35 protein-coding genes are annotated in these 24,948 nt (G+C 55.0%); all 35 read left to right on the forward strand.

Annotated elements, in window-relative coordinates; genetic code table 11:
• Window positions 1-7: 7 nt before the first annotated feature.
• Window positions 8-4,207 carry a DNA-directed RNA polymerase subunit beta' gene (gene rpoC / locus HX815_RS23455; protein ID WP_003210090.1) on the forward strand — a complete coding sequence of 1,400 codons (4,200 nt, stop codon included), beginning with the start codon at window positions 8-10 and terminating at the stop codon, window positions 4,205-4,207.
• A 216-nt stretch (window positions 4,208-4,423) separates the two neighbouring features.
• Window positions 4,424-4,795, forward strand: coding sequence for a 30S ribosomal protein S12 (gene rpsL / locus HX815_RS23460; protein WP_002555494.1), 372 nt, complete (start codon window positions 4,424-4,426; stop codon window positions 4,793-4,795).
• 118 nt (window positions 4,796-4,913) lie between these two features.
• Complete coding sequence (gene rpsG / locus HX815_RS23465; RefSeq protein ID WP_002555493.1) at window positions 4,914-5,384, forward strand: 30S ribosomal protein S7; 471 nt, start codon at window positions 4,914-4,916, stop codon at window positions 5,382-5,384.
• Window positions 5,385-5,414: 30 nt separating this feature from the next.
• On the forward strand, window positions 5,415-7,520 hold the full coding sequence (gene fusA, locus HX815_RS23470) for an elongation factor G (protein ID WP_003210087.1): 2,106 nt from the start codon (window positions 5,415-5,417) through the stop codon (window positions 7,518-7,520).
• Window positions 7,521-7,550: 30 nt separating this feature from the next.
• Window positions 7,551-8,744, forward strand: coding sequence for an elongation factor Tu (tuf, locus tag HX815_RS23475; RefSeq protein WP_003210085.1), 1,194 nt, complete (start codon window positions 7,551-7,553; stop codon window positions 8,742-8,744).
• A 141-nt stretch (window positions 8,745-8,885) separates the two neighbouring features.
• A complete protein-coding gene (rpsJ, locus tag HX815_RS23480; protein WP_003210084.1) occupies window positions 8,886-9,197 on the forward strand; it encodes a 30S ribosomal protein S10 in 312 nt (103 codons plus the stop codon).
• An 81-nt stretch (window positions 9,198-9,278) separates the two neighbouring features.
• Complete coding sequence (gene rplC / locus HX815_RS23485) at window positions 9,279-9,914, forward strand: 50S ribosomal protein L3 (RefSeq protein WP_003194649.1); 636 nt, start codon at window positions 9,279-9,281, stop codon at window positions 9,912-9,914.
• A gap of 12 nt (window positions 9,915-9,926) precedes the next feature.
• Window positions 9,927-10,529, forward strand: a complete 603-nt coding sequence (gene rplD / locus HX815_RS23490; RefSeq protein WP_003210082.1) for a 50S ribosomal protein L4 — start codon at window positions 9,927-9,929, stop codon at window positions 10,527-10,529.
• Window positions 10,526-10,825, forward strand: a complete 300-nt coding sequence (gene rplW, locus HX815_RS23495) for a 50S ribosomal protein L23 (protein ID WP_002555488.1) — start codon at window positions 10,526-10,528, stop codon at window positions 10,823-10,825. The genes rplD and rplW overlap by 4 nt, the downstream gene beginning before the upstream one ends.
• A gap of 14 nt (window positions 10,826-10,839) precedes the next feature.
• Window positions 10,840-11,664 (forward strand): 50S ribosomal protein L2, encoded by an 825-nt coding sequence (gene rplB, locus HX815_RS23500; protein ID WP_003210080.1) that lies wholly within the window; start codon window positions 10,840-10,842, stop codon window positions 11,662-11,664.
• 16 nt (window positions 11,665-11,680) lie between these two features.
• Window positions 11,681-11,956 (forward strand): 30S ribosomal protein S19, encoded by a 276-nt coding sequence (gene rpsS, locus HX815_RS23505; protein ID WP_002555486.1) that lies wholly within the window; start codon window positions 11,681-11,683, stop codon window positions 11,954-11,956.
• A gap of 13 nt (window positions 11,957-11,969) precedes the next feature.
• Window positions 11,970-12,302, forward strand: a complete 333-nt coding sequence (gene rplV, locus HX815_RS23510; protein ID WP_003210077.1) for a 50S ribosomal protein L22 — start codon at window positions 11,970-11,972, stop codon at window positions 12,300-12,302.
• Between the two features lie 13 nt (window positions 12,303-12,315).
• Window positions 12,316-13,002 carry a 30S ribosomal protein S3 gene (rpsC, locus tag HX815_RS23515; protein WP_003176422.1) on the forward strand — a complete coding sequence of 229 codons (687 nt, stop codon included), beginning with the start codon at window positions 12,316-12,318 and terminating at the stop codon, window positions 13,000-13,002.
• A gap of 12 nt (window positions 13,003-13,014) precedes the next feature.
• A complete protein-coding gene (rplP, locus tag HX815_RS23520) occupies window positions 13,015-13,428 on the forward strand; it encodes a 50S ribosomal protein L16 (RefSeq protein ID WP_003210075.1) in 414 nt (137 codons plus the stop codon).
• Complete coding sequence (gene rpmC / locus HX815_RS23525) at window positions 13,428-13,619, forward strand: 50S ribosomal protein L29 (RefSeq protein ID WP_002555481.1); 192 nt, start codon at window positions 13,428-13,430, stop codon at window positions 13,617-13,619. Before rplP ends, rpmC begins: the two co-directional genes overlap by 1 nt.
• 2 nt (window positions 13,620-13,621) lie before the next feature.
• On the forward strand, window positions 13,622-13,888 hold the full coding sequence (gene rpsQ, locus HX815_RS23530; RefSeq protein ID WP_003176419.1) for a 30S ribosomal protein S17: 267 nt from the start codon (window positions 13,622-13,624) through the stop codon (window positions 13,886-13,888).
• Window positions 13,889-13,911: 23 nt separating this feature from the next.
• Entirely contained in the window at window positions 13,912-14,280 is a 369-nt protein-coding gene (rplN, locus tag HX815_RS23535; RefSeq protein WP_002555479.1) for a 50S ribosomal protein L14, read from the forward strand.
• An 11-nt stretch (window positions 14,281-14,291) separates the two neighbouring features.
• The gene (gene rplX / locus HX815_RS23540) at window positions 14,292-14,606 is read left to right on the forward strand and encodes a 50S ribosomal protein L24 (RefSeq protein ID WP_007896770.1); all 315 of its coding nucleotides are present in this window, start codon (window positions 14,292-14,294) and stop codon (window positions 14,604-14,606) included.
• Window positions 14,607-14,626: 20 nt separating this feature from the next.
• Entirely contained in the window at window positions 14,627-15,166 is a 540-nt protein-coding gene (gene rplE / locus HX815_RS23545; RefSeq protein ID WP_003210069.1) for a 50S ribosomal protein L5, read from the forward strand.
• A gap of 13 nt (window positions 15,167-15,179) precedes the next feature.
• On the forward strand, window positions 15,180-15,485 hold the full coding sequence (gene rpsN / locus HX815_RS23550) for a 30S ribosomal protein S14 (RefSeq protein WP_003176414.1): 306 nt from the start codon (window positions 15,180-15,182) through the stop codon (window positions 15,483-15,485).
• Between the two features lie 208 nt (window positions 15,486-15,693).
• Window positions 15,694-16,086: a 30S ribosomal protein S8 gene (rpsH, locus tag HX815_RS23555; protein WP_003186040.1), complete on the forward strand. Its 393-nt coding sequence runs from the start codon at window positions 15,694-15,696 to the stop codon at window positions 16,084-16,086.
• Between the two features lie 12 nt (window positions 16,087-16,098).
• Window positions 16,099-16,632, forward strand: coding sequence for a 50S ribosomal protein L6 (gene rplF, locus HX815_RS23560; protein WP_003176412.1), 534 nt, complete (start codon window positions 16,099-16,101; stop codon window positions 16,630-16,632).
• A gap of 10 nt (window positions 16,633-16,642) precedes the next feature.
• Window positions 16,643-16,993, forward strand: a complete 351-nt coding sequence (gene rplR, locus HX815_RS23565) for a 50S ribosomal protein L18 (protein WP_003186037.1) — start codon at window positions 16,643-16,645, stop codon at window positions 16,991-16,993.
• A gap of 3 nt (window positions 16,994-16,996) precedes the next feature.
• Window positions 16,997-17,497: a 30S ribosomal protein S5 gene (gene rpsE / locus HX815_RS23570; RefSeq protein ID WP_003186035.1), complete on the forward strand. Its 501-nt coding sequence runs from the start codon at window positions 16,997-16,999 to the stop codon at window positions 17,495-17,497.
• Window positions 17,498-17,499: 2 nt separating this feature from the next.
• Entirely contained in the window at window positions 17,500-17,676 is a 177-nt protein-coding gene (rpmD, locus tag HX815_RS23575; protein WP_003186033.1) for a 50S ribosomal protein L30, read from the forward strand.
• 4 nt (window positions 17,677-17,680) lie between these two features.
• Window positions 17,681-18,118, forward strand: a complete 438-nt coding sequence (gene rplO / locus HX815_RS23580) for a 50S ribosomal protein L15 (protein ID WP_177028962.1) — start codon at window positions 17,681-17,683, stop codon at window positions 18,116-18,118.
• Window positions 18,119-19,447, forward strand: coding sequence for a preprotein translocase subunit SecY (gene secY / locus HX815_RS23585; RefSeq protein WP_003210064.1), 1,329 nt, complete (start codon window positions 18,119-18,121; stop codon window positions 19,445-19,447).
• A gap of 27 nt (window positions 19,448-19,474) precedes the next feature.
• Window positions 19,475-19,591 (forward strand): 50S ribosomal protein L36, encoded by a 117-nt coding sequence (gene rpmJ / locus HX815_RS23590; RefSeq protein WP_002555468.1) that lies wholly within the window; start codon window positions 19,475-19,477, stop codon window positions 19,589-19,591.
• Between the two features lie 129 nt (window positions 19,592-19,720).
• Window positions 19,721-20,077 (forward strand): 30S ribosomal protein S13, encoded by a 357-nt coding sequence (gene rpsM / locus HX815_RS23595; protein ID WP_003210063.1) that lies wholly within the window; start codon window positions 19,721-19,723, stop codon window positions 20,075-20,077.
• 30 nt (window positions 20,078-20,107) lie between these two features.
• The gene (gene rpsK / locus HX815_RS23600; protein ID WP_002555466.1) at window positions 20,108-20,497 is read left to right on the forward strand and encodes a 30S ribosomal protein S11; all 390 of its coding nucleotides are present in this window, start codon (window positions 20,108-20,110) and stop codon (window positions 20,495-20,497) included.
• Window positions 20,498-20,515: 18 nt separating this feature from the next.
• A complete protein-coding gene (gene rpsD / locus HX815_RS23605; RefSeq protein ID WP_003210056.1) occupies window positions 20,516-21,136 on the forward strand; it encodes a 30S ribosomal protein S4 in 621 nt (206 codons plus the stop codon).
• A gap of 22 nt (window positions 21,137-21,158) precedes the next feature.
• Window positions 21,159-22,160 (forward strand): DNA-directed RNA polymerase subunit alpha, encoded by a 1,002-nt coding sequence (gene rpoA, locus HX815_RS23610; RefSeq protein WP_003176403.1) that lies wholly within the window; start codon window positions 21,159-21,161, stop codon window positions 22,158-22,160.
• 41 nt (window positions 22,161-22,201) lie between these two features.
• Window positions 22,202-22,588: a 50S ribosomal protein L17 gene (gene rplQ, locus HX815_RS23615; protein ID WP_003210053.1), complete on the forward strand. Its 387-nt coding sequence runs from the start codon at window positions 22,202-22,204 to the stop codon at window positions 22,586-22,588.
• A gap of 247 nt (window positions 22,589-22,835) precedes the next feature.
• Window positions 22,836-24,284: a catalase gene (locus HX815_RS23620; protein WP_008436430.1), complete on the forward strand. Its 1,449-nt coding sequence runs from the start codon at window positions 22,836-22,838 to the stop codon at window positions 24,282-24,284.
• Between the two features lie 155 nt (window positions 24,285-24,439).
• Complete coding sequence (gene bfr, locus HX815_RS23625) at window positions 24,440-24,904, forward strand: bacterioferritin (protein ID WP_003210048.1); 465 nt, start codon at window positions 24,440-24,442, stop codon at window positions 24,902-24,904.
• Window positions 24,905-24,948: the final 44 nt, after the last annotated feature.

Raw genomic sequence — 24,948 nt, forward strand, 5'->3', positions numbered from 1 at the left:
AAAGGCCTTGAAAGACCTACTGAATTTGCTGAAAAACCAGGGTCAAGTCGAAGAGTTCGACGCCATCCGTATTGGGTTGGCATCGCCTGAGATGATCCGTTCGTGGTCGTTCGGTGAAGTTAAAAAGCCGGAAACCATCAACTACCGTACGTTCAAACCAGAGCGTGACGGCCTGTTCTGCGCCAAGATCTTTGGCCCGGTAAAGGATTACGAGTGCCTGTGCGGTAAGTACAAGCGCTTGAAGCACCGTGGTGTGATCTGCGAGAAGTGCGGCGTTGAAGTTGCACTGGCCAAGGTTCGTCGTGAGCGCATGGCGCACATCGAGCTGGCTTCGCCGGTTGCCCACATCTGGTTCCTGAAATCACTGCCGTCCCGTATCGGCTTGCTGATGGACATGACCCTGCGTGATATCGAACGCGTTCTCTACTTCGAGAGCTATGTCGTTATCGATCCAGGCATGACCACCCTTGAAAAGGGTCAGCTGCTGAACGACGAGCAGTATTTCGAAGCGCTGGAAGAGTTCGGCGACGATTTCGATGCCCGCATGGGTGCCGAAGCTGTCCGCGAACTGCTGCACGCTATCGACCTGGAACACGAGATTGGCCGTCTGCGTGAAGAAATTCCGCAAACCAACTCCGAAACCAAGATCAAGAAACTGTCCAAGCGTCTGAAGTTGATGGAAGCCTTCCAGGGTTCCGGCAACTTGCCAGAGTGGATGGTGCTGACCGTTCTGCCGGTTCTGCCGCCAGACCTGCGTCCGCTGGTACCGTTGGATGGTGGTCGCTTCGCGACTTCCGACCTCAACGACCTGTACCGTCGCGTGATCAACCGTAACAACCGCTTGAAGCGTCTGCTCGACCTGTCCGCTCCGGACATCATCGTGCGCAACGAAAAGCGTATGTTGCAGGAAGCTGTCGATGCCCTGCTCGACAACGGTCGTCGTGGCCGCGCTATCACCGGTTCGAACAAGCGTCCTCTGAAATCCCTGGCTGACATGATCAAGGGTAAGCAGGGTCGTTTCCGTCAGAACTTGCTCGGTAAGCGTGTTGACTACTCCGGTCGTTCGGTAATTACCGTAGGCCCGACCCTGCGTCTGCACCAGTGCGGTCTGCCGAAGAAGATGGCTCTCGAGCTGTTCAAGCCGTTCATTTTCGGCAAGCTGGAAATGCGTGGTCTCGCGACCACCATCAAAGCTGCCAAGAAAATGGTCGAGCGCGAGCTGCCAGAGGTTTGGGACGTTCTCGCTGAAGTGATCCGTGAACACCCGGTTCTCCTCAACCGTGCACCGACCCTTCACCGTCTGGGTATCCAGGCGTTTGAACCAGTACTGATCGAAGGTAAGGCTATCCAGCTGCACCCGCTGGTCTGTGCTGCGTACAACGCCGACTTCGACGGCGACCAAATGGCCGTGCACGTACCGCTGACGCTGGAAGCCCAGCTGGAAGCGCGTGCGTTGATGATGTCGACCAACAACATTCTGTCGCCAGCCAACGGTGAGCCAATCATCGTTCCGTCGCAGGACGTTGTATTGGGTCTGTACTACATGACTCGTGAAGCGATCAACGCCAAGGGCGAAGGTCGTGTGTTCGCGGATCTGCAGGAAGTTGACCGTGTGTTCCGTGCCGGCGAAGCCGCACTGCACGCCAAGGTTAAAGTCCGCATCCACGAAACTATCAACGATCGTGACGGTGGCAGCGTCAAGAACACCCGTATTGTCGACACCACTGTCGGCCGTGCGCTGCTGTTCCAGGTTGTTCCGCCTGGCCTGTCGTACGACGTGGTCAACCAGCCAATGAAGAAAAAGGCGATCTCCAAGCTGATCAACCAGTGCTACCGCGTGGTTGGTTTGAAAGAGACCGTTATCTTCGCTGACCAGTTGATGTACACCGGTTTTGCTTATTCGACCATTTCCGGCGTTTCCATCGGTGTTAACGACTTCGTTATCCCGGACGAGAAAGCCGCCATCATCGGTGCTGCCACCGATGAAGTGAAAGAGATCGAAAGCCAGTACGCCTCCGGCCTGGTAACCCAGGGCGAGAAGTACAACAAAGTGATCGACCTTTGGTCCAAGGCCAACGACGAAGTGTCGAAGGCGATGATGTCGAACCTCTCGAAAGAGCGTGTTATCGACCGTCATGGCGTGGAAGTCGATCAAGAGTCGTTCAACTCGATGTACATGATGGCCGACTCGGGCGCACGGGGTTCTGCTGCGCAGATCCGTCAGCTCGCCGGTATGCGTGGCCTGATGGCCAAGCCGGACGGTTCCATCATCGAAACGCCGATTACTGCGAACTTCCGTGAAGGTTTGAGCGTACTTCAGTACTTCATCTCGACTCACGGTGCTCGTAAAGGTCTGGCGGATACCGCGTTGAAAACCGCTAACTCCGGTTACCTGACTCGTCGTCTGGTAGACGTTGCGCAAGACTTGGTTGTGACTGAAGTTGACTGCGGCACCGAACACGGTCTGCTGATGACTCCGCACATCGAAGGCGGCGACGTTGTAGAGCCGTTGGGTGAGCGCGTACTGGGTCGAGTAATCGCCCGTGACGTATTCAAGCCAGGTACCGAGGAAGTCATCGTTCCTGCCGGCACCCTGGTAGACGAGAAGTGGGTCGAGTTCATCGAACTCAACAGCATCGACGAAGTGATTGTTCGCTCGCCGATCAGCTGCGAAACCCGCTACGGCATTTGTGCCAAGTGCTACGGCCGTGACTTGGCTCGTGGTCACCAGGTGAACATCGGTGAAGCGGTCGGCGTTATCGCTGCCCAGTCCATCGGTGAGCCGGGTACCCAGCTGACCATGCGTACGTTCCACATCGGTGGTGCGGCAAGCCGGACCTCCGCAGCCGACAGCGTTCAGGTGAAGAATGGCGGTACCGTCCGTCTGCACAACCTGAAGCACGTTGAGCGAGTGGATGGCCACCTGGTTGCTGTGTCCCGTTCCGGTGAGCTGGCAATCGCTGATGACTACGGTCGTGAGCGCGAGCGTTACAAGCTGCCGTACGGTGCTGTGATTTCGGTTAAAGAAGGTGACAAGGTCGACGCTGGCGCAATCGTGGCCAAGTGGGATCCGCACACTCACCCAATCGTTACCGAAATGAAAGGTACCGTGACCTACGTGGGCATGGAAGAAGGCATCACGATCAAGCGTCAGACTGACGAATTGACCGGTATGACCAACATTGAAGTACTCGACGCCAAAGACCGTCCAGCTGCAGGCAAAGATATCCGTCCTGCCGTGAAGATGGTTGATGACAACGGCAAGGATCTGTTGCTGCCAGGCACTGACGTTATCGCTCAGTACTTCCTGCCAGCCAACGCCCTGGTCGGTGTTGCGGATGGTGCGAAGATCGCGATCGGTGATGTTATCGCTCGTATCCCGCAAGAAACTTCGAAGACCCGTGACATCACCGGTGGTCTGCCGCGTGTTGCCGACTTGTTCGAAGCTCGTCGTCCGAAAGAAGCGTCGATTCTGGCTGAAGTCAGCGGCACCATCGCGTTCGGTAAAGAGACCAAGGGCAAGCGCCGCCTGGTTATCACCCCGAACGACGGTAGCGATCCGTACGAAGAGCTGATTCCGAAGTGGCGTCACCTGAACGTTTTCGAAGGCGAACAGGTAAACCGCGGCGAAGTTATCTCCGACGGCCCGAGCGATCCACACGACATCCTGCGTCTGCTGGGTGTGAGTGCGCTGGCCAAGTACATCGTTAACGAGATCCAGGACGTTTACCGTCTGCAAGGCGTGAAGATCAACGATAAGCACATCGAGACCATCCTGCGTCAGATGCTGCGTAAAGTTGAAATCGCTGAATCCGGCGATTCGAGTTTCATCAAGGGCGACCAGATGGAACTGACTCACGTACTGGTAGAGAACGAGCGCCTGGCGAACGACGAGAAATTCGTTTCCAAGTTCACTCGTGTGTTGCTGGGTATCACCAAGGCGTCGTTGTCCACTGAGTCGTTCATCTCGGCGGCCTCCTTCCAGGAGACCACTCGCGTACTGACCGAAGCAGCGGTAACCGGCAAGCGCGATTACCTGCGCGGCCTGAAAGAAAACGTGGTTGTGGGTCGTCTGATCCCGGCCGGTACCGGTTTGGCCTACCACAGCGAGCGTAAGCGTCGCCGTGAACTCGACAAGCCGTTGCGCGTAAGCGCCAGTGAAGTGGAAGCTGCACTGACCGAAGCGCTGAACTCAAGCGGTAACTGAGTTCTGCGGTAAATAAGACCGGGCCCTGGCAGCCCCGTTCGTCGGATCGAGACAGATTTGTCCCGGTTCGATGGAAGGGGAGGTCGGGGCCTTGCCTTGACTGGGGACAAGATCCTCTTTAGACTCTTGTACCCCTAAATTTGGCGGGAATTCGTTCCTGCCATTTTGCTTTTCTTGCAAGACAATAGCGTCGCAAGACAACAGTGGAGCTAGTAGATGGCAACTATCAACCAGCTGGTACGTCAGCCGCGTAAGCGTATCGTCGAGAAATCCGACGTGCCTGCGCTGCAGAACTGCCCGCAACGTCGTGGCGTATGCACTCGCGTGTATACCACTACGCCGAAAAAACCTAACTCGGCACTGCGTAAAGTATGCCGTGTGCGCCTGACCAACGGTTTCGAGGTTTCCTCGTACATCGGCGGTGAAGGTCACAACCTGCAAGAGCACAGCGTGGTACTGATCCGCGGCGGTCGTGTAAAAGACTTGCCAGGTGTTCGTTACCACACCGTACGCGGCTCCTTGGATACTTCCGGCGTTAAAGGTCGTAACCAGGGTCGTTCGAAGTACGGTACCAAGAAGCCTAAGTAGTAGCGGCTTTTTGTAAAACTGAATCATCTTATTTTCTGAGTCGATAAGAGTAAGGTCGGAGGCGTCCCGAAAGGGCACCGATTCCGAGCGAACCTGAAGACCGTTTGAGGGCTTATCCATGCCAAGAAGACGCGTAGCAGCCAAGCGCGAAGTGCTTGACGATCCAAAATACGGAAGCCAAATCCTGGCCAAGTTCATGAACCACGTAATGGAAAGCGGCAAGAAAGCCGTTGCCGAGCGTATCGTTTATGGCGCGCTGGAAAAGGTTAAAGAACGCAAGAACAGCGACCCCCTGGAAATCTTCGAGAAAGCTCTCGACGCCATCGCTCCGCTGGTCGAAGTGAAGTCGCGCCGTGTAGGCGGTGCTACTTACCAGGTTCCGGTTGAAGTTCGCCCGTCCCGTCGTAACGCTTTGGCAATGCGCTGGTTGGTAGACTTCGCCCGTAAGCGCGGCGAGAAGTCTATGGCCCTGCGTTTGGCTGGCGAACTGTTGGACGCTGCTGAAGGTAAAGGTGCTGCTGTTAAGAAGCGTGAAGACGTGCACCGTATGGCTGAAGCCAACAAAGCTTTCTCGCACTACCGCTTCTAATTCTAGCTTCACTAATTTTGCGAGGGCTTTATGGCTCGTACTACTCCGATTAGCCGCTACCGTAACATCGGTATCGTTGCTCACGTGGATGCTGGTAAAACCACCACCACCGAGCGCGTACTGTTTTACACCGGCAAAAGTCACAAAATGGGCGAGGTGCATGACGGCGCCGCGACCACAGACTGGATGGTTCAGGAGCAGGAGCGTGGTATTACCATTACTTCTGCTGCTATTACCGCCTTCTGGAAAGGTTCCGAGAAGCAGTACAAGGACGAGCACCGCTTCAACGTAATCGATACCCCGGGCCACGTAGACTTCACCATTGAAGTTGAGCGTTCCCTGCGTGTACTCGACGGCGCTGTCGTTGTGTTCTGCGGTACTTCGGGTGTTGAGCCTCAGTCGGAAACCGTATGGCGTCAGGCCAACAAGTACGGCGTTCCACGTCTTGTTTACGTAAACAAGATGGACCGTGCTGGTGCCAACTTCCTGCGCGTGATCGGTCAGATCAAACAGCGTCTGGGTCATACTCCGGTGCCAATCCAGTTGGCTATCGGTTCCGAAGACAACTTCCAGGGTCAGATCGATCTGATCAACATGGAAGCTGTTTACTGGAATGACGCTGACAAAGGCATGGTTCCTGTTCGTAAGCCTATCCCTGCAGAGCTGCAGGAGCTGGCTGACGAGTGGCGTAACAACATGGTTGAGGCTGCTGCCGAAGCCAGCGAAGAGCTGATGAACAAGTACCTCGAAGGTGAAGAACTCACCAACGTGGAAATCAAGGCCGCTCTGCGTCAGCGTACTATCGCTGGTGAGATCGTTCTGGCTGTTTGCGGTTCTTCCTTCAAGAACAAGGGTGTTCCCCTGGTTCTCGACGCCGTTATCGACTACCTGCCTGCTCCAACCGACATTCCTGCTATCAAGGGTACCAACCCTGATAACGAGGAAGAAGAGATGGAGCGTCACGCCGATGACAGCGAGCCGTTCTCGGCTCTGGCGTTCAAGATCGCTACTGACCCATTCGTGGGTACTTTGACCTTCGTCCGCGTTTACTCGGGCGTGTTGGCCTCCGGCGACGGCGTGATCAACTCGGTTAAAGGCAAGAAAGAGCGTGTGGGTCGTATGGTGCAAATGCACGCAAACGCCCGTGAAGAGATCAAGGAAGTACGCGCTGGTGACATCGCGGCCCTGATCGGCATGAAGGACGTCACCACTGGTGAGACCTTGTGCGACGCTGCCAAGCCAATCATCCTGGTTCGCATGGACTTCCCGGAGCCGGTTATTTCGGTTGCCGTTGAGCCTAAGACCAAGGATGACCAGGAAAAAATGGGTATCGCTCTGGGCAAGCTTGCTCAGGAAGATCCATCTTTCCGCGTCAAGACTGATGAAGAGACTGGTCAAACGATCATCTCCGGCATGGGCGAGCTTCACCTGGACATCCTGGTTGACCGGATGCGCCGTGAGTTCAACGTCGAAGCCAACATCGGTAAGCCTCAGGTTTCCTATCGTGAGCGCATCACGAAGAACTGCGAAATCGAAGGCAAATTCGTTCGTCAGTCCGGCGGTCGTGGCCAGTTCGGCCATTGCTGGATCCGTTTTGCTCCTGCTGATGAAGGTCAGGAAGGTCTGCAATTCGTGAACGAAGTAGTGGGCGGTGTTGTTCCTAAGGAATACATCCCGGCTATCCAGAAGGGTATCGAAGAGCAGATGAAGAACGGTGTTGTTGCCGGCTATCCGCTCATCGGCCTGAAGGCGACCGTTTTTGACGGTTCTTACCACGACGTCGACTCCAACGAGATGGCGTTTAAGGTGGCTGCTTCCATGGCTACCAAGCAACTGGCCCAGAAGGGCGGTGGTGAGTTGCTTGAGCCAATCATGGCAGTAGAAGTCGTTACGCCTGAAGACTACATGGGTGACGTGATGGGCGACCTTAACCGTCGTCGCGGCATGATCTTGGGTATGGAAGATACGGTTTCCGGCAAAGTGATTCGTGCCGAGGTTCCGTTGGGCGAGATGTTCGGTTATGCGACCGACGTTCGTTCCATGTCTCAGGGTCGCGCAAGCTACTCTATGGAATTCAAAAAATACAACACAGCTCCGGCGCACATCGCTGAAACTGTATCCAAAAAACAAGGCTGATTCAGTCCTTTAGGCAAGGAGTTAATTGTCGTGGCTAAAGAAAAATTTGATCGTTCCCTACCGCACGTAAACGTTGGCACTATCGGCCACGTTGACCACGGTAAAACCACTCTGACCGCTGCTCTGACTCGCGTCTGCTCCGAAGTTTTCGGTTCGGCTCGTGTTGACTTCGACAAGATCGACAGCGCACCAGAAGAAAAAGCTCGTGGTATCACCATCAACACCGCGCACGTTGAATACAACTCGCTGATCCGTCACTACGCTCACGTTGACTGCCCAGGTCACGCTGACTATGTGAAGAACATGATCACCGGTGCTGCCCAGATGGACGGCGCGATCCTGGTTTGCTCGGCCGCTGATGGTCCGATGCCACAAACCCGTGAGCACATCCTGCTGTCCCGTCAGGTAGGCGTTCCGTACATCGTGGTTTTCCTGAACAAGGCTGACCTGGTAGACGACGCTGAGCTGCTGGAACTGGTTGAGATGGAAGTGCGCGATCTGCTGAGCACTTACGACTTCCCAGGCGACGACACTCCGATCATCATCGGTTCTGCTCGTATGGCTCTGGACGGTCTTGACGACAACGAAATGGGCACCACTGCCGTTCGTAAACTGGTTGAGACTCTGGACAGCTACATCCCAGATCCAGTTCGTGTTATCGACAAGCCGTTCCTGATGCCAATCGAAGACGTATTCTCGATCTCCGGTCGTGGTACTGTTGTGACTGGTCGTATCGAGCGCGGTATCGTTAAGGTTCAAGATCCACTGGAAATCGTTGGTCTGCGTGACACTACTGTCACCACCTGCACCGGTGTTGAAATGTTCCGTAAACTGCTCGACGAAGGTCGTGCAGGCGAGAACTGCGGCGTTCTGCTGCGTGGTACCAAGCGTGACGACGTTGAGCGTGGCCAGGTTCTGGTCAAGCCAGGTTCGGTTAAGCCGCACACTACCTTCGAAGCTGAAGTGTACGTGTTGAGCAAAGAAGAAGGCGGTCGTCACACTCCGTTCTTCAAAGGCTACCGTCCACAGTTCTACTTCCGGACCACTGACGTGACCGGTAACTGCGAACTGCCGGAAGGCGTTGAAATGGTAATGCCAGGCGACAACATCAAAATGGTTGTCACCCTGATCAAAACCATCGCAATGGAAGATGGTCTGCGTTTCGCTATCCGTGAAGGCGGTCGTACCGTCGGCGCTGGCGTCGTAGCCAAAATCATCGCTTAATAAGTGATGACTTGAAAAAGCCCCCGCTCAGCGGGGGCTTTTTTATTGAGTTGACACCCATATGGGGCGTCTATAGAATTGCGCCTCCTTTTAACGGGCGTGTTGCGCTCGCTGGGAATAGCAGCCGGAGTCTGAAATCCAATGGCAAATCAGCAAATTCGTATCAGGTTGAAGGCTTTTGACCACAAACTGATCGACCAATCCACCCAGGAAATCGTGGAAACCGCGAAACGTACTGGTGCTCAAGTGCGTGGTCCAATTCCACTGCCTACCCGTAAAGAGCGGTTCACCGTTCTGGTCTCCCCGCACGTCAACAAAGACGCGCGTGACCAGTACGAGATCCGTACTCATAAGCGCGTGCTGGACATCGTCCTGCCAACGGATAAAACCGTTGATGCACTTATGAAGCTTGATCTGGCGGCCGGTGTGGAAGTACAGATCAGCCTCGGCTAAGACTTGGGTCTTAGTCGTGTAACGCTCTGAAATGGGCGGCCATAGCGGGTGAAAGCCCCGTACACTCATGAGGTTTACAACATGACTATTGGTGTAGTCGGTCGTAAATGCGGTATGACCCGTATTTTCACCGAAGAAGGTGTCTCCATTCCGGTCACGGTCATTGAGATCGAACCGAATCGCGTCACCCAGTTTAAAACTGAAGAAACCGATGGCTATCGTGCAGTGCAAGTCACTGTCGGCGAGCGTCGTGCTTCGCGTGTGACTGCTGCTCAAGCAGGTCACTTCGCTAAAGCAAACGTTGCAGCTGGTCGTACTGTCATGGAGTTCCGTCTTGAAGACGGCGACTACCAGGCTGGCGATCTGATCAACGCTGAAATCTTCGCCGCTGGTCAACTGGTTGATGTAACCGGTCAGTCCAAGGGTAAAGGCTTCCAGGGTACGATCAAGCGTTGGAATTTCCGTGGCCAAGACAACACTCACGGTAACTCCGTTTCCCACCGCGTCCCGGGCTCTATTGGCCAGTGCCAGACTCCTGGTCGTGTATTCAAGGGCAAAAAAATGTCCGGTCATATGGGCGCTGAGCGCGTGACCGTGCAGTCCCTCGAAGTAGTGCGCGTCGACGCTGAACGCAATCTGTTGTTGGTCAAGGGTGCTGTTCCTGGCGCTACTGGCGGCAACCTGGTTGTACGTCCAGCGGCCAAGGCTCGCGGTTAAGGGGAAGCTGACATGCAATTAAACGTAAATGACGCTCAAGCGATCGAAGTTTCCGAACTGACATTTGGCGGCGAATTCAACGAGACGCTGGTTCACCAAGCAGTCGTGGCCTACATGGCCGGCGGCCGTCAAGGTAGCAAGCAGCAAAAGACCCGTTCCGACGTTCGTGGTGGCGGTAAGCGCCCTTGGCGTCAGAAAGGTACTGGCCGCGCTCGTGCCGGTACTATCCGTAGCCCAATCTGGCGTGGCGGCGGTACCACTTTCGCAGCACGTCCACAGGATCACACCCAGAAGCTCAACAAGAAGATGTATCGCGCAGCACTGCGCTCCATCCTTGCTGAACTCGTGCGTACTGATCGTCTGGTCGTGGTTCAGGACTTCGCTGTTGAAGCGCCGAAAACCAAAGATCTGCTGAACAAGCTGAACGGCATGGGCCTGACTGACGTCCTGATCGTGTCTGAAGCTGTTGATCAGAACCTGTACCTGGCTGCTCGCAACCTGCCACACGTTGATGTACGTGACGTGCAAGGTTCCGATCCAGTTAGTCTGATCGCATACGACAAGGTGTTGATCACCGTGTCGGCCGTGAAGAAATTCGAGGAGCTGCTGGGATGAACCAGGAACGCGTATTTAAAGTTCTGCTTGGCCCGCACGTTTCCGAAAAGGCTACGGTTCTGGCTGACAAGAAAGGCCAGTTCGTTTTCAAGGTTGCAACTGACGCAACCAAGCTGGAAATCAAGAAGGCCGTCGAAAGCCTGTTCAGCGTGAAAGTAGAGCGTGTTACTACCCTGAATGTTCTGGGTAAGAGCAAGCGCACTGCTCGCGGTCTGGGCAAGCGTAATGACTGGAAGAAGGCAGTTATCTCCCTTCAGCCAGGCCAAGATCTCGATTTCAGCAGCAGTGCTGAGTAAGGAAGGGGTGCATCATGGCAATCGTTAAATGCAAACCGACTTCCCCTGGCCGCCGTTTTGTGGTCAAGGTGGTCAACCAGGAGCTGCATAAAGGCGCTCCTCACGCACCGCTGCTCGAGAAGAAATCGAAGACTGGTGGTCGTAACAACAATGGTCGTATTACCACTCGTCACATCGGTGGTGGCCATAAGCAGCATTATCGTCTGGTCGACTTCCGTCGCAACGACAAAGATGGCATCGCTGCCACTGTCGAGCGTATCGAATACGATCCAAACCGTACTGCTCACATCGCTCTGCTGCTGTACGCAGATGGCGAGCGTCGCTACATCATCGCCCCTAAAGGCGTGAGTGCTGGTGACCAGCTGATCGCAGGTGCTTTGGCACCGATCAAGCCGGGCAACGCTCTGCAACTGCGCAACATTCCAGTTGGTAGCACCGTACACGGCATCGAATTGAAGCCGGGTAAAGGCGCGCAAATCGCTCGTTCCGCTGGTGCTTCGGCTCAGCTGATCGCTCGTGAAGGTGTCTACGTGACCCTGCGTCTGCGCTCTGGTGAAATGCGTAAAGTATTGGCTGAATGCCGTGCGACCCTGGGCGAAGTCTCGAACTCCGAGCACAGCCTGCGTTCGCTGGGTAAAGCTGGTGCCAAACGCTGGCGTGGCGTTCGCCCAACCGTTCGTGGTGTTGCCATGAACCCGGTTGACCACCCACACGGTGGTGGTGAAGGTCGTACCTCTGGTGGTCGTCATCCGGTATCGCCATGGGGCTTCCCGACTAAGGGCGCGAAGACTCGTGGTAATAAGCGTACCGACAAAATGATCGTCCGTCGTCGCAAGTAAATAGAGGGATACGACAGTGCCACGTTCTCTGAAAAAAGGTCCTTTTATTGATCTTCACCTACTGAAGAAGATCGAAGTGGCGGCGGAAAAGAACGATCGCAAACCGGTGAAAACCTGGTCGCGTCGTTCGATGATCCTGCCACAAATGGTCGGTCTGACCATTGCAGTGCATAACGGTCGTCAACATGTTCCAGTTCTCGTGAACGAAGACATGGTCGGCCACAAACTAGGCGAGTTTGCCGGTACCCGCACATATCGTGGGCACGTGGCAGACAAGAAAGCCAAGCGTTAAGGGGTAAGGAACGATGGAAGTAGCCGCTAAGTTGTCGGGCGCTCGAATCTCCGCCCAGAAAGCCCGCTTGGTCGCCGACCAGATCCGCGGGAAGAAGGTGGGCGAAGCGCTCAACCTGTTGGCTTTCAGCAGTAAGAAAGCCGCCGAGATCATCAAGAAAGTGCTGGAGTCGGCCGTAGCCAACGCCGAGCACAACGAAGGCGCAGACGTTGATGACCTGAAGGTCAGCACCGTTTTCGTCAACGAAGGGCGTTCGCTGAAGCGCATCATGCCTCGTGCCAAAGGCCGAGCTGATCGCATCGTCAAGCGGTCTTGCCATATCACTGTCAAGGTTGCTGACAAGTAACGGAGTCGAAGAGATGGGTCAGAAAGTACATCCCATTGGCATTCGCCTGGGAATCGTCAAGGAGCACACCTCCGTCTGGTACGCAGACGGTCGGACTTATGCGGACTACTTGTTCGCTGATCTGAAGGTGCGTGAGTATCTCCAAGACAAACTAAAAAGCGCGTCCGTGAGCCGTATCGATATCCATCGTCCTGCTCAAACTGCACGTATCACCATCCACACCGCTCGTCCAGGTATCGTTATCGGGAAGAAAGGTGAAGATGTTGAGAAACTGCGTCAGGACCTGACCAAGCAAATGGGTGTGCCTGTGCACATCAATATCGAAGAGATCCGCAAGCCGGAGCTCGACGGTATGCTGGTTGCGCAGAGCGTAGCTCAGCAGCTGGAGCGTCGCGTTATGTTCCGTCGCGCTATGAAGCGCGCAGTACAGAACGCCATGCGCATTGGTGCCAAAGGCATCAAAATCCAAGTGAGCGGTCGTCTCGGCGGTGCTGAAATCGCACGTACTGAATGGTATCGCGAAGGTCGTGTGCCACTGCACACCCTGCGTGCCGACATCGACTATGCCAACTACGAAGCTCACACCACCTACGGTGTGATCGGTGTAAAGGTTTGGATCTTCAAAGGCGAAGTAATTGGTGGTCGCCAAGAAGAACTGAAACCACAAGCACCAGCGCCTCGTAAAAAAGCTGCTAAGTAAGGGGTACGCCAAATGTTGCAACCAAAGCGTACGAAGTTCCGCAAGCAGATGACAGGCCACAACCGTGGTCTGGCTCAGCGCGGTAGCAAAGTCAGCTTCGGCGAATATGCGCTGAAGTCTGTAGCTCGTGGTCGTCTCACCGCTCGTCAGATCGAGTCAGCGCGTCGTGCACTGACCCGTCACGTTAAACGTGGCGGCAAGATCTGGATCCGTGTATTCCCGGACAAGCCTATCTCCAAAAAGCCCCTCGAAGTTCGGATGGGTAAAGGTAAGGGTAACGTGGAATATTGGGTTGCCCAGATTCAGCCAGGCAAAGTCCTGTATGAAATCGAGGGTGTTACTGAAGAGCTGGCGCGTGAGGCTTTCGCCCTGGCTGCTGCAAAGCTGCCGCTCGCCACCTCCTTTGTTAAACGGACGGTGATGTGATGAAAGCGAATGAACTTCGTGAAAAATCCGCACAGCAGCTGAACGAGCAACTGCTCGGCCTGCTGCGCGACCAGTTCAATCTGCGTATGCAGAAAGCAACTGGCCAGTTGGGGCAGTCTCATCTGCTCTCGCAAGTTAAGCGTGACATTGCTCGCGTGAAGACTGTGCTCAACCAGCAGGCAGGTAAGTGATCATGGCTGAAGCCGAAAAGACTGTCCGTACGCTGACTGGCCGTGTTGTCAGCGACAAGATGGACAAAACCATCACCGTTTTGATCGAGCGTCGCGTTAAGCACCCGATCTACGGTAAATACGTTAAGCGTTCGACTAAGCTGCACGCGCACGACGAAACCAACCAGTGCCACATCGGCGACAAAGTCACTATTCGTGAAACTCGTCCGTTGGCCAAGACCAAGTCTTGGGCCCTGGTTGATGTTCTCGAACGCGCTGTGGAAGTCTAAGGACTAGGGGTCGGAGAAATTATATGATTCAGACTCAATCCATGCTCGATGTGGCCGATAACAGCGGCGCACGCCGCGTTATGTGCATCAAGGTGCTGGGTGGCTCCCATCGTCGTTACGCTGGTATCGGTGACATCATCAAAGTTACCGTGAAGGAAGCAATTCCTCGCGGTAAAGTGAAAAAAGGCCAAGTGATGACTGCTGTTGTAGTCCGCACTCGTCACGGCGTACGCCGTGCAGATGGCTCCATTATCCGCTTTGATGGCAACGCTGCTGTTCTTCTGAACAACAAGCAAGAGCCGATCGGCACCCGTATCTTTGGGCCAGTGACCCGTGAACTTCGTACTGAGAAGTTCATGAAGATCGTCTCGCTCGCCCCAGAAGTGCTGTAAGGAGATCCGACATGCAAAAGATTCGTCGTGACGACGAGATCATCGTGATCGCCGGCAAAGACAAAGGTAAGCGCGGTAAGGTGCTGAAGGTTCTTGCTGATGACCGTCTGGTCGTTGGTGGTCTGAACCTGGTCAAGCGTCATACCAAGCCTAACCCGATGTCGGGCGTACAAGGCGGTATCGTCGAGAAAGAAGCGCCACTGCACGCTTCTAACGTCGCCATCTTCAACGGCGAAACCAACAAGGCTGACCGCGTTGGTTTCAAAGTAGAAGACGGTAAGAAAATTCGTGTCTTCAAGTCGACCCAAAAAGCGGTTGATGCTTGAACACTGCTAGGTAGAAGACCATGGCACGACTAAAAGAGATTTACCGGAAGGAAATCGCACCGAAACTTAAGGAAGAACTTAAGCTTTCGAACGTGATGGAAGTTCCGCGCGTTACCAAAATCACCCTGAACATGGGTCTGGGCGAAGCGATCGGCGACAAAAAAGTCATCGAGCACGCTGTTGCTGACCTGGAAAAGATCACCGGCCAAAAAGTCGTTGTGACCTACGCTCGTAAATCCATCGCTGGCTTTAAAGTCCGTGAAGGATGGCCGATCGGCGTCAAAGTGACTCTGCGCCGTGAGCGTATGTACGAATTCCTGGATCGTCTGCTGTCGATCTCCCTGCCTCGGGTCCGCGACTTCCGCGGCCTGAATGCCAAGTCCTTCGATGGTCGTGGTAACTACAGCATGGGCGTTAAAGAGCAGATCATCTTCCCGGAAATCGACTACGACAAGATCGATGCTCTCCGCGGTCTGGACATCACCCTGACCACCACTGCCAAGAACGATGATGAAGGCCGCGCTCTGCTGCGTGCGTTCAAATTCCCGTTCCGCAACTGATTGGAGTAGGACCATGGCCAAGATGAGCATGAAAAACCGCGAGCTGAAGCGTCAGCTCACGGTTGCCAAGTACGCCAAGAAGCGTGCAGCACTGAAAGCAATCATCGTTGATCTGAACGCAAGTCCAGAAGCACGTTGGGAAGCTACAGTTGCTCTGCAGAAGCAGCCACGTGACGCAAGCGCTTCGCGCATGCGTAACCGCTGCCGCCTGACCGGTCGTCCACACGGCGTTTACCGCAAGTTCGGCCTCGGCCGTAACAAACTGCGTGAAGCGGCAATGCGTGGTGACGTACCAGGTCTGGTTAAAGCCAGCTGGTAAGTACGTTCGAAGTCTCGGTGGCCAGGATCGCAAGATACTGACCACCGGTGGCCTAGAATCTGGAACAAGCCCCTTTTGGGGCTTGTTTCATTTCCGGAGTGTGTCTAAAATACGCGGCTCGCCTGAGCCCGTGTGTTTTGTGCTCGGAGATTCTCGGCGACACGTAATGGCCGCAAGGCTAATTTTTTTGTATTAGGAGCGTCTAGCCATGAGTATGCAGGACCCGTTAGCGGACATGCTAACTCGTATCCGTAATGCCCAGATGGCTGAAAAGTCCGTCGTAAGCATGCCATCTTCCACGTTGAAGGTTGCTGTTGCCAAAGTCCTGAAAGACGAAGGCTACATTGCGGGTTATCAGATCAGCAGCGAAATCAAACCACTGCTGTCCATCGAGCTGAAGTACTTCGAAGGCCGTCCGGTCATCGAAGAAGTGAAGCGCGTTAGCCGTCCAGGCCTGCGTCAGTACAAGTCCGTTGATGATCTGCCAAAAGTTCGTGGCGGTCTCGGTGTGTCTATCGTCTCCACCAACAAAGGTGTGATGACGGATCGTGCTGCGCGCGCTGCCGGTGTCGGCGGCGAAGTTCTTTGCACTGTGTTCTAAGGGGGGATAAGCATGTCACGCGTCGCTAAGAACCCCGTTAAGCTGCCAGCCGGTGTCGAAGTAAAATTCGCAGGCCAACAGCTTTCGGTGAAGGGTGCCAAGGGCACTCTGGAACTGAACATCCATTCGTCCGTTGAGATCGTTGAAGAAGCTGGTGAGCTGCGTTTCGCTGCTCGCAATGGCGATCAACAAACTCGCGCAATGGCCGGTACCACTCGTGCGTTGGTAAACAACATGGTCCAAGGCGTAAGCCAAGGCTTCGAGCGCAAGCTCCAGCTGGTCGGTGTTGGTTACAAAGCGCAAGCAAAAGGCACGGTTCTGAACCTGGCCCTTGGCTTCTCGCACCCAGTGGATTACGAACTGCCGGAAGGCATCACCGCTGAGACCCCTAGCCAAACCGATATCCTGATCAAGGGTATTGATAAGCAGCTGGTAGGTCAGGTGGCCGCTGAGATCCGCGACTTCCGTCCACCAGAGCCGTACAAAGGCAAAGGTGTGCGCTACGCGGACGAAGTCGTCCGTCGTAAAGAAGCCAAGAAGAAGTAGGGCATAGCAAATGACCGACAAAAAAGTTACTCGACTGCGTCGCGCTCGCAAAGCACGCCTGAAAATGCACGAACTCGAAGTCGTGCGTCTCTGCGTGTTCCGCTCGTCGCAGCACATCTACGCCCAGGTCATCTCGGCCGACGGCAACAAAGTCCTGGCAAGCGCCTCGACTTTGGATAAAGAACTGCGTGATGGTGCCACTGGCAACATCGACGCGGCCACTAAGGTTGGCCAGCTGGTCGCTACGCGTGCTAAGGCCGCCGGCGTCTCGCAAGTGGCTTTCGACCGCTCTGGCTTCAAGTACCACGGCCGCGTGAAAGCGCTGGCTGATGCTGCTCGTGAAGCTGGGCTGGAGTTCTAAGTTATGTCAAATAACGACCAAAAGCGCGACGAAGGCTACATTGAGAAGCTGGTTCAAGTTAACCGCGTAGCCAAAACCGTTAAAGGCGGCCGTATCTTCACTTTCACCGCGTTGACCGTGGTAGGTGATGGTAAAGGGCGCGTTGGCTTCGGCCGTGGCAAGTCACGTGAAGTGCCTGCTGCGATCCAGAAGGCAATGGAAGCTGCTCGTCGCAACATGATCCAAGTTGATCTGAACGGCACCACTCTGCAGTACGCAATGAAGTCCGCTCACGGCGCTTCGAAGGTGTACATGCAGCCTGCCTCTGAAGGTACCGGTATCATCGCTGGCGGCGCTATGCGTGCTGTCCTCGAAGTTGCTGGCGTTCAGAACGTTCTGGCCAAGTGCTACGGCTCGACTAACCCGGTAAACGTGGTTCACGCCACTTTCAAGGGTTTGAAAGCAATGCAGTCTCCTGAATCCATTGCCGCCAAGCGTGGCAAAAGCGTCAAGGAGATCTTCTGATCATGGCTACCGTTAAAGTAACGCTGATCAAAAGCATGACCGGCCGCATCCCTAACCACAAATTGTGCGTTAAGGGTTTGGGTCTGCGTCGCATCGGTCACACTGTAGAAGTACTTGATACTCCCGAGAATCGCGGGATGATCAACAAGGCTTACTACATGCTGCGTGTCGAGGGTTAATTCGATGAAACTCAATGATCTGAGTCCAGCGCCGGGTTCCCGTCGCGAAAAGCATCGTCCGGGCCGTGGTATCGGTAGTGGTTTGGGCAAGACCGGTGGCCGTGGCCACAAAGGTCAGTCCTCCCGCTCCGGTGGCACCATCGCTCCAGGCTTTGAAGGCGGTCAACAGCCGCTGCATCGTCGCCTGCCGAAGTTCGGTTTCGTTTCCCTGAAAGCCATGGACCGCGCAGAAGTGCGTCTGTCCGAGCTGGCCAAAGTGGAAGGCGACATCGTTACCGTGCAGACCCTGAAAGATGCCAACGTGATCAACGTCAACGTACAGCGTGTGAAAATCATGCTGTCCGGTGAAGTGGCTCGCGCTGTCACTATCGGCAAGGGAATCGGCGCCACCAAAGGTGCGCGTTCGGCTATCGAAGCAGCTGGCGGCAAGTTCGAGGAATAAATGGCTAAGCAAGGTGCTCTCTCAGCGCTCGGCAAAGGCGGTATGTCTGAACTTTGGGCTCGTCTGCGTTTTCTGTTCCTGGCGATTATCGTCTACCGAATAGGCGCACACATCCCGGTTCCAGGTATCAACCCGGACCGACTCGCAGACCTGTTTCGACAGAATGAGGGGACCATTCTTAGCTTGTTCAACATGTTTTCCGGCGGCGCGCTGGAACGGATGAGCATCTTTGCACTGGGGATCATGCCGTACATCTCGGCATCGATCATCATGCAACTGATGACCGCCGTCAGTCCGCAGTTGGAGCAGTTGAAGAAGGAAGGTGAAGCTGGCCGTCGCAAGATAAGCCAGTACACCCGCTACGGCACTGTCATCCTCGCTCTGGTCCAGGCTATCGGCATGTCCGTTGGCCTGGCCGGGCAGGGTGTTGCGTTCACTGGTGACTTTGGCTTCCATTTCGTCGCGGTATCCACATTTGTGGCTGGTGCGATGTTCATGATGTGGCTGGGTGAGCAGATTACTGAGCGTGGTGTTGGTAACGGTATCTCGATGTTGATTTTCGCAGGTATCGTTGCCGGTCTTCCGAGAGCGATTGGGCAGTCTTTCGAGTCTGCACGTCAGGGTGATATCAATATCTTCGCCCTGGTTGCCATCGGTTTGTTGGCAGTAGCGATTATCGGTTTTGTGGTGTTCATTGAGCGTGGCCAGCGTCGTATTGCTGTTCACTACGCCAAGCGTCAGCAGGGCCGCAAGGTCTTTGCCGCGCAGACCAGCCACCTGCCGCTGAAAGTGAACATGGCCGGGGTTATTCCTGCCATTTTCGCGAGCAGCATTTTGCTGTTTCCGGCTTCGTTGGGTGCCTGGTTCGGTCAGTCTGAAGGTATGGGCTGGTTGCAGGACATCTCGCAGTCGATCGCTCCTGGTCAGCCGTTGAATATTCTGCTGTTTAGTGCAGGGATTATTTTCTTCTGCTTCTTCTATACGGCGTTGATGTTCAATCCGAAAGACGTAGCGGAAAACCTGAAGAAGTCCGGTGCCTTTATTCCGGGTATTCGTCCAGGTGAGCAGTCTGCGCGCTACATTGATGGCGTTCTGACTCGCTTGACCATGTTCGGTGCTCTATATATGACGGCCGTCTGCCTGTTGCCCCAGTTCCTGGTGGTTGCAGCAAACGTTCCGTTCTACCTTGGCGGGACCTCGTTGCTGATCGTCGTCGTGGTTGTGATGGACTTCATGTCCCAAGTACAATCGCACCTCGTTTCGCACCAGTACGAATCCCTGATGAAGAAAGCCAACCTGAAGGGTTACGGCAGCGGCATGTTGCGCTGAGTACCCATAAGGTTCGAGGAGTTGGTGATGAAAGTTCGTGCATCGGTGAAAAAGCTGTGCCGTAACTGCAAGATTATTCGCCGCGAAGGTGTTGTTCGAGTAATTTGCAGCGCGGAACCGCGTCACAAACAGCGCCAAGGCTGAGTGTGATCCGCTTGAAGCCCGGCAGCTAGTGCGCTGCCGGGTTGATTATTTGTTATTACAGCGATATTATCTCGCGCCCTATTTCTTGGCTTCCGGGGCGTAGGTAGCTGTCAATTGGAGTCCCACTGAATGGCCCGTATTGCAGGCGTTAACATTCCAGATAACAAGCACACTGTTATCTCGCTGACCTACATCTATGGTGTTGGTCGCACTACTGCGCAGAAAATTTGCGCAGATACTGGGGTAAACCCAGCCGCAAAGATCAAGGATCTGAGCGACGAGCAGATTGAGCTGTTGCGTGGCGAAGTGGCGAAGTTCACCACTGAAGGTGACCTGCGTCGCGAAATCAACATGAAAATCAAGCGTTTGATGGACCTCGGTTGCTACCGTGGTCTGCGTCATCGTCGTGGTCTTCCAGTACGCGGTCAGCGTACCAAGACTAACGCGCGTACCCGTAAAGGTCCGCGTAAGCCGATCCGCAAGTAATCGCCCACGCGAATCGACAGGAAATTAATCATGGCAAAACCTGCTGCTCGTCCTCGTAAAAAAGTTAAAAAGACAGTGGTTGATGGCATCGCCCACATCCATGCATCTTTTAACAACACAATCGTGACCATCACCGACCGTCAAGGTAACGCGCTTTCTTGGGCTACCTCCGGTGGTTCGGGTTTCCGCGGTTCCCGCAAGTCCACCCCGTTTGCTGCTCAAGTAGCTGCTGAACGTGCTGGTCAAGCTGCGCTGGAATATGGCCTGAAAAACCTCGACGTCAACGTCAAAGGTCCAGGTCCAGGTCGTGAGTCTGCTGTCCGTGCATTGAACGGCTGTGGCTATAAGATCGCCAGCATCACCGACGTGACGCCAATCCCGCACAACGGGTGCCGTCCGCCGAAGAAGCGCCGCGTGTAATCCAGGAGATTGTAAAGAATGGCTCGTTACATTGGTCCAAAATGCAAACTCGCTCGTCGTGAAGGCACCGATCTCTTTCTGAAGAGCGGCGTGCGCGCGATCGAATCGAAGTGCAACATTGAAGCAGCACCTGGTATCCACGGCCAACGCCGCGGTCGCCAGTCCGACTACGGCACCCAACTGCGTGAAAAGCAGAAGGTCCGTCGTATCTACGGCGTTCTCGAGCGTCAGTTCAGCGGCTACTACAAAGAAGCTGCTGGCAAGAAAGGTGCAACCGGTGAAAACCTGCTGCAACTGCTCGAATGCCGTCTGGACAACGTTGTATACCGTATGGGCTTTGGTTCGACTCGTGCCGAATCCCGTCAGCTGGTATCGCACAAATCCGTCAGCGTAAACGGCCAAACCGTTAACGTCCCGTCGTACCAGGTTCGTGCTGGTGACGTGGTCGCGATTCGCGAGAAAGCAAAAAATCAACTTCGCATTGTCCAAGCTCTCGATCTGTGTGCCCAACGTGGCCGCGTAGAATGGGTAGAAGTAGACACTGAGAAGAAGTCGGGCGTTTTCAAGAACGTTCCTGCTCGCAGTGATCTGTCCGCCGACATCAACGAAAGCCTGATTGTCGAGCTCTACTCCAAGTAAGGGCTAGAAAATAGGTGCATCCATGCAGATTTCGGTAAATGAGTTCCTGACACCCCGTCACATTGATGTGCAGGTTGTCAGTCCAACCCGCGCCAAGATCACTCTCGAGCCTCTCGAGCGTGGTTTTGGCCACACCCTGGGCAACGCGCTGCGCCGCATCCTGTTGTCCTCAATGCCCGGCTGTGCAGTAGTCGAGGCCGAGATTGACGGTGTGCTCCACGAGTACAGCGCCATCGAAGGTGTACAGGAAGACGTAATTGAAATCCTGTTGAACCTTAAAGGTCTGGCTATCAAGCTGCACGGCCGTGACGAAGTTACGCTGACCTTGTCGAAGAAGGGTTCGGGGGTGGTTACCGCTGCCGATATTCAGCTGGATCATGATGTCGAGATCGTTAATCCCGATCACGTAATCGCTAACCTGGCGTCTAACGGCGCCCTGAACATGAAGCTCACCGTAGCTCGTGGTCGTGGTTATGAACCGGCCGACTCGCGTCAGAGCGATGAAGACGAAAGCCGCAGCATTGGTCGCTTGCAGCTCGACTCTTCGTTCAGCCCGGTTCGCCGTATCGCATACGTGGTGGAAAACGCCCGTGTCGAACAGCGTACTAACCTGGACAAGCTGGTTATTGATCTGGAAACCAACGGTACTCTGGATCCTGAAGAGGCTATCCGCCGCGCTGCAACCATTCTGCAACAGCAGTTGGCTGCGTTCGTCGACCTCAAGGGTGACAGCGAACCAGTGGTAATCGAGCAGGAAGACGAGATCGATCCGATCCTGCTTCGCCCGGTTGACGATCTGGAACTGACTGTACGTTCGGCTAACTGCCTTAAGGCGGAAAACATTTACTACATCGGTGATCTGATTCAGCGCACCGAAGTAGAACTGTTGAAGACTCCGAACCTGGGCAAGAAATCCTTGACTGAAATCAAGGACGTTCTGGCCTCCCGCGGTCTGTCCCTCGGCATGCGCCTCGACAACTGGCCGCCTGCAAGTCTTAAGAAGGACGACAAGGCGACTGCCTGATCGTCGTAATCACCGAACGTGAGTTTGGTAAGGAATGAACCATGCGTCATCGTAAAAGTGGTCGTCACCTGAGCCGTACCAGCTCGCACCGTAAGGCTATGTTCCAGAACATGGCGGTGTCGCTGTTCGAGCACGAGCTGATCAAAACTACACTGCCGAAAGCTAAAGAACTGCGTCGCGTTGCTGAGCCGCTGATTACTTTGGCCAAGACAGACAGCCTGGCTAACCGCCGTCTGGCTTTCGACCGTACTCGTTCGAAAGCTATCGTTGGTAAGCTCTTCAACGACCTGGGCAAGCGTTACGCTACCCGTGAGGGTGGCTACCTGCGCATCCTCAAGTGCGGTTTCCGCGCTGGTGACAACGCGCCTATGGCGTACGTTGAGCTGATCGATCGTCCAGTTGGCGGTGAAGCTGTATCCGCTGAGTAAGACGTCAGTCTGTAACGAAGAACCGGGCCTAGTGCCCGGTTTTTTGTGCGCGTTGAAAACTGGAATTACCTCGAGCGAATACACGTTCAGCCCGTGCAGCTACTTCTGATATCCGTTCGGATGGATCGTTAGTTAATTTCTATCGGTGGGTATGATTTAATAAATTTGATGGTGTCATCTTCCTGATCAATAATCGCTCCAAGCCGATTAGCCGGCAGTTCCAAGACTGACCTGAGGAAGATTGAGCATGAGCCAGAATAAAACCCTTACTACCGCCAGCGGCGCACCTGTCGCGGATAACCAGAATTCCCGTTCCGCCGGCCCACGCGGCCCGCTGCTGCTCGACGACTTTCACCTGATCGAGAAGCTCGCTCACTTCAACCGTGAAAACATTCCTGAGCGTCGTGTACACGCCAAAGGCTCGGGCGCTTACGGTACCTTCACCGTCACTCAAGACATCACGCAGTACACCAGCGCCAAGCTCTTCGATTCTGTGGGCAAGCAAACTCCGACTTTCCTGCGCTTCTCCACGGTGGGTGGCGAGCGTGGTTCGGCTGATACTGAGCGCGACCCGCGTGGTTTCGCGTTGAAGTTCTACACCGAAGAAGGCAACTGGGACATCGTTGGTAACAACACCCCGGTGTTCTTCATCCGCGACCCGCTGAAGTTTCCCGACTTTATCCACACCCAAAAGCGCCTGCCGCAAAGCAACCTGAAAAGTGCACAGATGATGTGGGACTTCTGGTCGCACTCCCCTGAGGCGCTGCACCAGGTCACCATCCTGTTTTCGGACCGTGGCATCCCGGACGGCTACCGTCACATGCACGGCTTCGGCAGTCACACCTACAGCTTGATTAACGCCAAAGGCGAGCGTCACTGGGTGAAGTGGCACTACAAGACCAAGCAAGGTATCAAGAACCTGGCGCCGGCTGACGCTGCACGCCTGGCGGGTACCGACCCTGATTACGCTCAGCGCGATCTGTTCGGTGCTATTGAGCGTGGTGACTTCCCGAAATGGCGTGTGTGCATTCAGATCATGACTGAGGCCCAGGCCAACGCTCACTACGAAAACCCGTTCGACGTGACCAAGACCTGGTCGCAGAAAGAGTTCCCGCTGATCGAAGTGGGTGAGCTGGAACTGAACCGCAACCCGCTGAACTACTTCGCTGAAGTTGAACAGGCGGCTTTCGGTCCAAGCAACATGGTCCCGGGTGTTGGCCTGTCGCCAGACCGCATGCTGCAAGGGCGCGTGTTCGCTTACGCCGATGCCCATCGCTACCGCGTAGGTACCAATCACCAGCAACTGCCGGTGAATGCGCCACGCAGCCCGGTCAACAGCTACCAGCGTGATGGTTCGATGGCATTCGGCTCCAATGGTGGTGCGGCCCCCAATTACGAGCCAAACAGCTACGCCGATGCGCCGAAGCAGGCTCCTCAGTACGCCGAGCCAGCCTTGGCCCTGAGCGGTGCGGCTGATCGTTACGATCACCGCGAAGATACCGACTACTACAGCCATGCCGGTGCGCTGTTCCGCCTGATGAACGATGAGCAGAAAGCCCTGCTGATCAACAATATCGCCGGCGCAATGGCGGGTGTTTCCAGCGACGTGGTGCAGCGCCAGTTGCAGTACTTCTTCAAGGCCGACCCGGCTTATGGAGAAGGGATCGCATCTGCACTGGGTGTATCGCTTAACTGACTCTAAACGATAAGCAGAACCGCCCTCATTTGGGCGGTTTTTGCGTTATTTAAGCTACTTTTCACCGGAAATCTTCACTTTTCTGCCGTTGGTCCCGTGACCTCCGGGTCATCATGGTTCAAACTACAGACTTTCAAGCAGGGAGATGTAGGGCGATGCAAGGTCACCCCGACGTAATCGATTACCTCAACACGTTGCTGACGGGCGAACTGGCAGCTCGTGACCAATATTTCATTCACTCGCGGATGTACGAAGACTGGGGCTTTACCGAGCTCTACGAGCGTATCAACCATGAAATGGAAGAAGAGGCACAGCACGCCGACGCACTGATGCGCCGTATCCTGATGCTCGAAGGCACGCCCCGTATGCGTCCCGACGACCTGGATACCGGCACCACGGTGCCTGAGATGCTCGCCAGCGACTTGCGCCTTGAGTACAAGGTCCGTGCCGCGCTCTGCAAGGGCATTGAGCTCTGCGAGCAGCACAACGACTACGTCACGCGGGAAATCCTGCGGGTGCAGTTGAATGACACCGAAGAAGATCACACCTACTGGCTGGAAAAGCAGTTGGGCCTGATCAAGCTGATTGGCCTGGAGAATTACCTGCAATCGCAGTTCTGATTCCTCCAGCTACTAAAAAGCCCCTGTCACTTACACGGTGACAG

This window comes from Pseudomonas sp. E6002, assembly GCF_013385565.1.
Classification (GTDB): Bacteria; Pseudomonadota; Gammaproteobacteria; order Pseudomonadales; family Pseudomonadaceae; genus Aquipseudomonas.

Bases quoted from the DNA above. Each gene is read 5' to 3' on its own strand.
- rpsL (WP_002555494.1), top strand. From the start codon at position 4,424: ATGGCAACTATCAACCAGCTGGTACGTCAGCCGCGTAAGCGTATCGTC.
- rpsG (WP_002555493.1), top strand. From the start codon at position 4,914: ATGCCAAGAAGACGCGTAGCAGCCAAGCGCGAAGTGCTTGACGATCCA.
- fusA (WP_003210087.1), top strand. From the start codon at position 5,415: ATGGCTCGTACTACTCCGATTAGCCGCTACCGTAACATCGGTATCGTT.
- rpsJ (WP_003210084.1), top strand. From the start codon at position 8,886: ATGGCAAATCAGCAAATTCGTATCAGGTTGAAGGCTTTTGACCACAAA.
- rplC (WP_003194649.1), top strand. From the start codon at position 9,279: ATGACTATTGGTGTAGTCGGTCGTAAATGCGGTATGACCCGTATTTTC.
- rplD (WP_003210082.1), top strand. From the start codon at position 9,927: ATGCAATTAAACGTAAATGACGCTCAAGCGATCGAAGTTTCCGAACTG.
- rplW (WP_002555488.1), top strand. From the start codon at position 10,526: ATGAACCAGGAACGCGTATTTAAAGTTCTGCTTGGCCCGCACGTTTCC.
- rplB (WP_003210080.1), top strand. From the start codon at position 10,840: ATGGCAATCGTTAAATGCAAACCGACTTCCCCTGGCCGCCGTTTTGTG.
- rplV (WP_003210077.1), top strand. From the start codon at position 11,970: ATGGAAGTAGCCGCTAAGTTGTCGGGCGCTCGAATCTCCGCCCAGAAA.
- rpsC (WP_003176422.1), top strand. From the start codon at position 12,316: ATGGGTCAGAAAGTACATCCCATTGGCATTCGCCTGGGAATCGTCAAG.
- rplP (WP_003210075.1), top strand. From the start codon at position 13,015: ATGTTGCAACCAAAGCGTACGAAGTTCCGCAAGCAGATGACAGGCCAC.
- rpmC (WP_002555481.1), top strand. From the start codon at position 13,428: ATGAAAGCGAATGAACTTCGTGAAAAATCCGCACAGCAGCTGAACGAG.
- rpsQ (WP_003176419.1), top strand. From the start codon at position 13,622: ATGGCTGAAGCCGAAAAGACTGTCCGTACGCTGACTGGCCGTGTTGTC.
- rplN (WP_002555479.1), top strand. From the start codon at position 13,912: ATGATTCAGACTCAATCCATGCTCGATGTGGCCGATAACAGCGGCGCA.
- rplX (WP_007896770.1), top strand. From the start codon at position 14,292: ATGCAAAAGATTCGTCGTGACGACGAGATCATCGTGATCGCCGGCAAA.
- rplE (WP_003210069.1), top strand. From the start codon at position 14,627: ATGGCACGACTAAAAGAGATTTACCGGAAGGAAATCGCACCGAAACTT.
- rpsN (WP_003176414.1), top strand. From the start codon at position 15,180: ATGGCCAAGATGAGCATGAAAAACCGCGAGCTGAAGCGTCAGCTCACG.
- rpsH (WP_003186040.1), top strand. From the start codon at position 15,694: ATGAGTATGCAGGACCCGTTAGCGGACATGCTAACTCGTATCCGTAAT.
- rplF (WP_003176412.1), top strand. From the start codon at position 16,099: ATGTCACGCGTCGCTAAGAACCCCGTTAAGCTGCCAGCCGGTGTCGAA.
- rplR (WP_003186037.1), top strand. From the start codon at position 16,643: ATGACCGACAAAAAAGTTACTCGACTGCGTCGCGCTCGCAAAGCACGC.
- rpsE (WP_003186035.1), top strand. From the start codon at position 16,997: ATGTCAAATAACGACCAAAAGCGCGACGAAGGCTACATTGAGAAGCTG.
- rpmD (WP_003186033.1), top strand. From the start codon at position 17,500: ATGGCTACCGTTAAAGTAACGCTGATCAAAAGCATGACCGGCCGCATC.
- rplO (WP_177028962.1), top strand. From the start codon at position 17,681: ATGAAACTCAATGATCTGAGTCCAGCGCCGGGTTCCCGTCGCGAAAAG.
- secY (WP_003210064.1), top strand. From the start codon at position 18,119: ATGGCTAAGCAAGGTGCTCTCTCAGCGCTCGGCAAAGGCGGTATGTCT.
- rpmJ (WP_002555468.1), top strand. From the start codon at position 19,475: ATGAAAGTTCGTGCATCGGTGAAAAAGCTGTGCCGTAACTGCAAGATT.
- rpsM (WP_003210063.1), top strand. From the start codon at position 19,721: ATGGCCCGTATTGCAGGCGTTAACATTCCAGATAACAAGCACACTGTT.
- rpsK (WP_002555466.1), top strand. From the start codon at position 20,108: ATGGCAAAACCTGCTGCTCGTCCTCGTAAAAAAGTTAAAAAGACAGTG.
- rpsD (WP_003210056.1), top strand. From the start codon at position 20,516: ATGGCTCGTTACATTGGTCCAAAATGCAAACTCGCTCGTCGTGAAGGC.
- rpoA (WP_003176403.1), top strand. From the start codon at position 21,159: ATGCAGATTTCGGTAAATGAGTTCCTGACACCCCGTCACATTGATGTG.
- rplQ (WP_003210053.1), top strand. From the start codon at position 22,202: ATGCGTCATCGTAAAAGTGGTCGTCACCTGAGCCGTACCAGCTCGCAC.
- HX815_RS23620 (WP_008436430.1), top strand. From the start codon at position 22,836: ATGAGCCAGAATAAAACCCTTACTACCGCCAGCGGCGCACCTGTCGCG.
- bfr (WP_003210048.1), top strand. From the start codon at position 24,440: ATGCAAGGTCACCCCGACGTAATCGATTACCTCAACACGTTGCTGACG.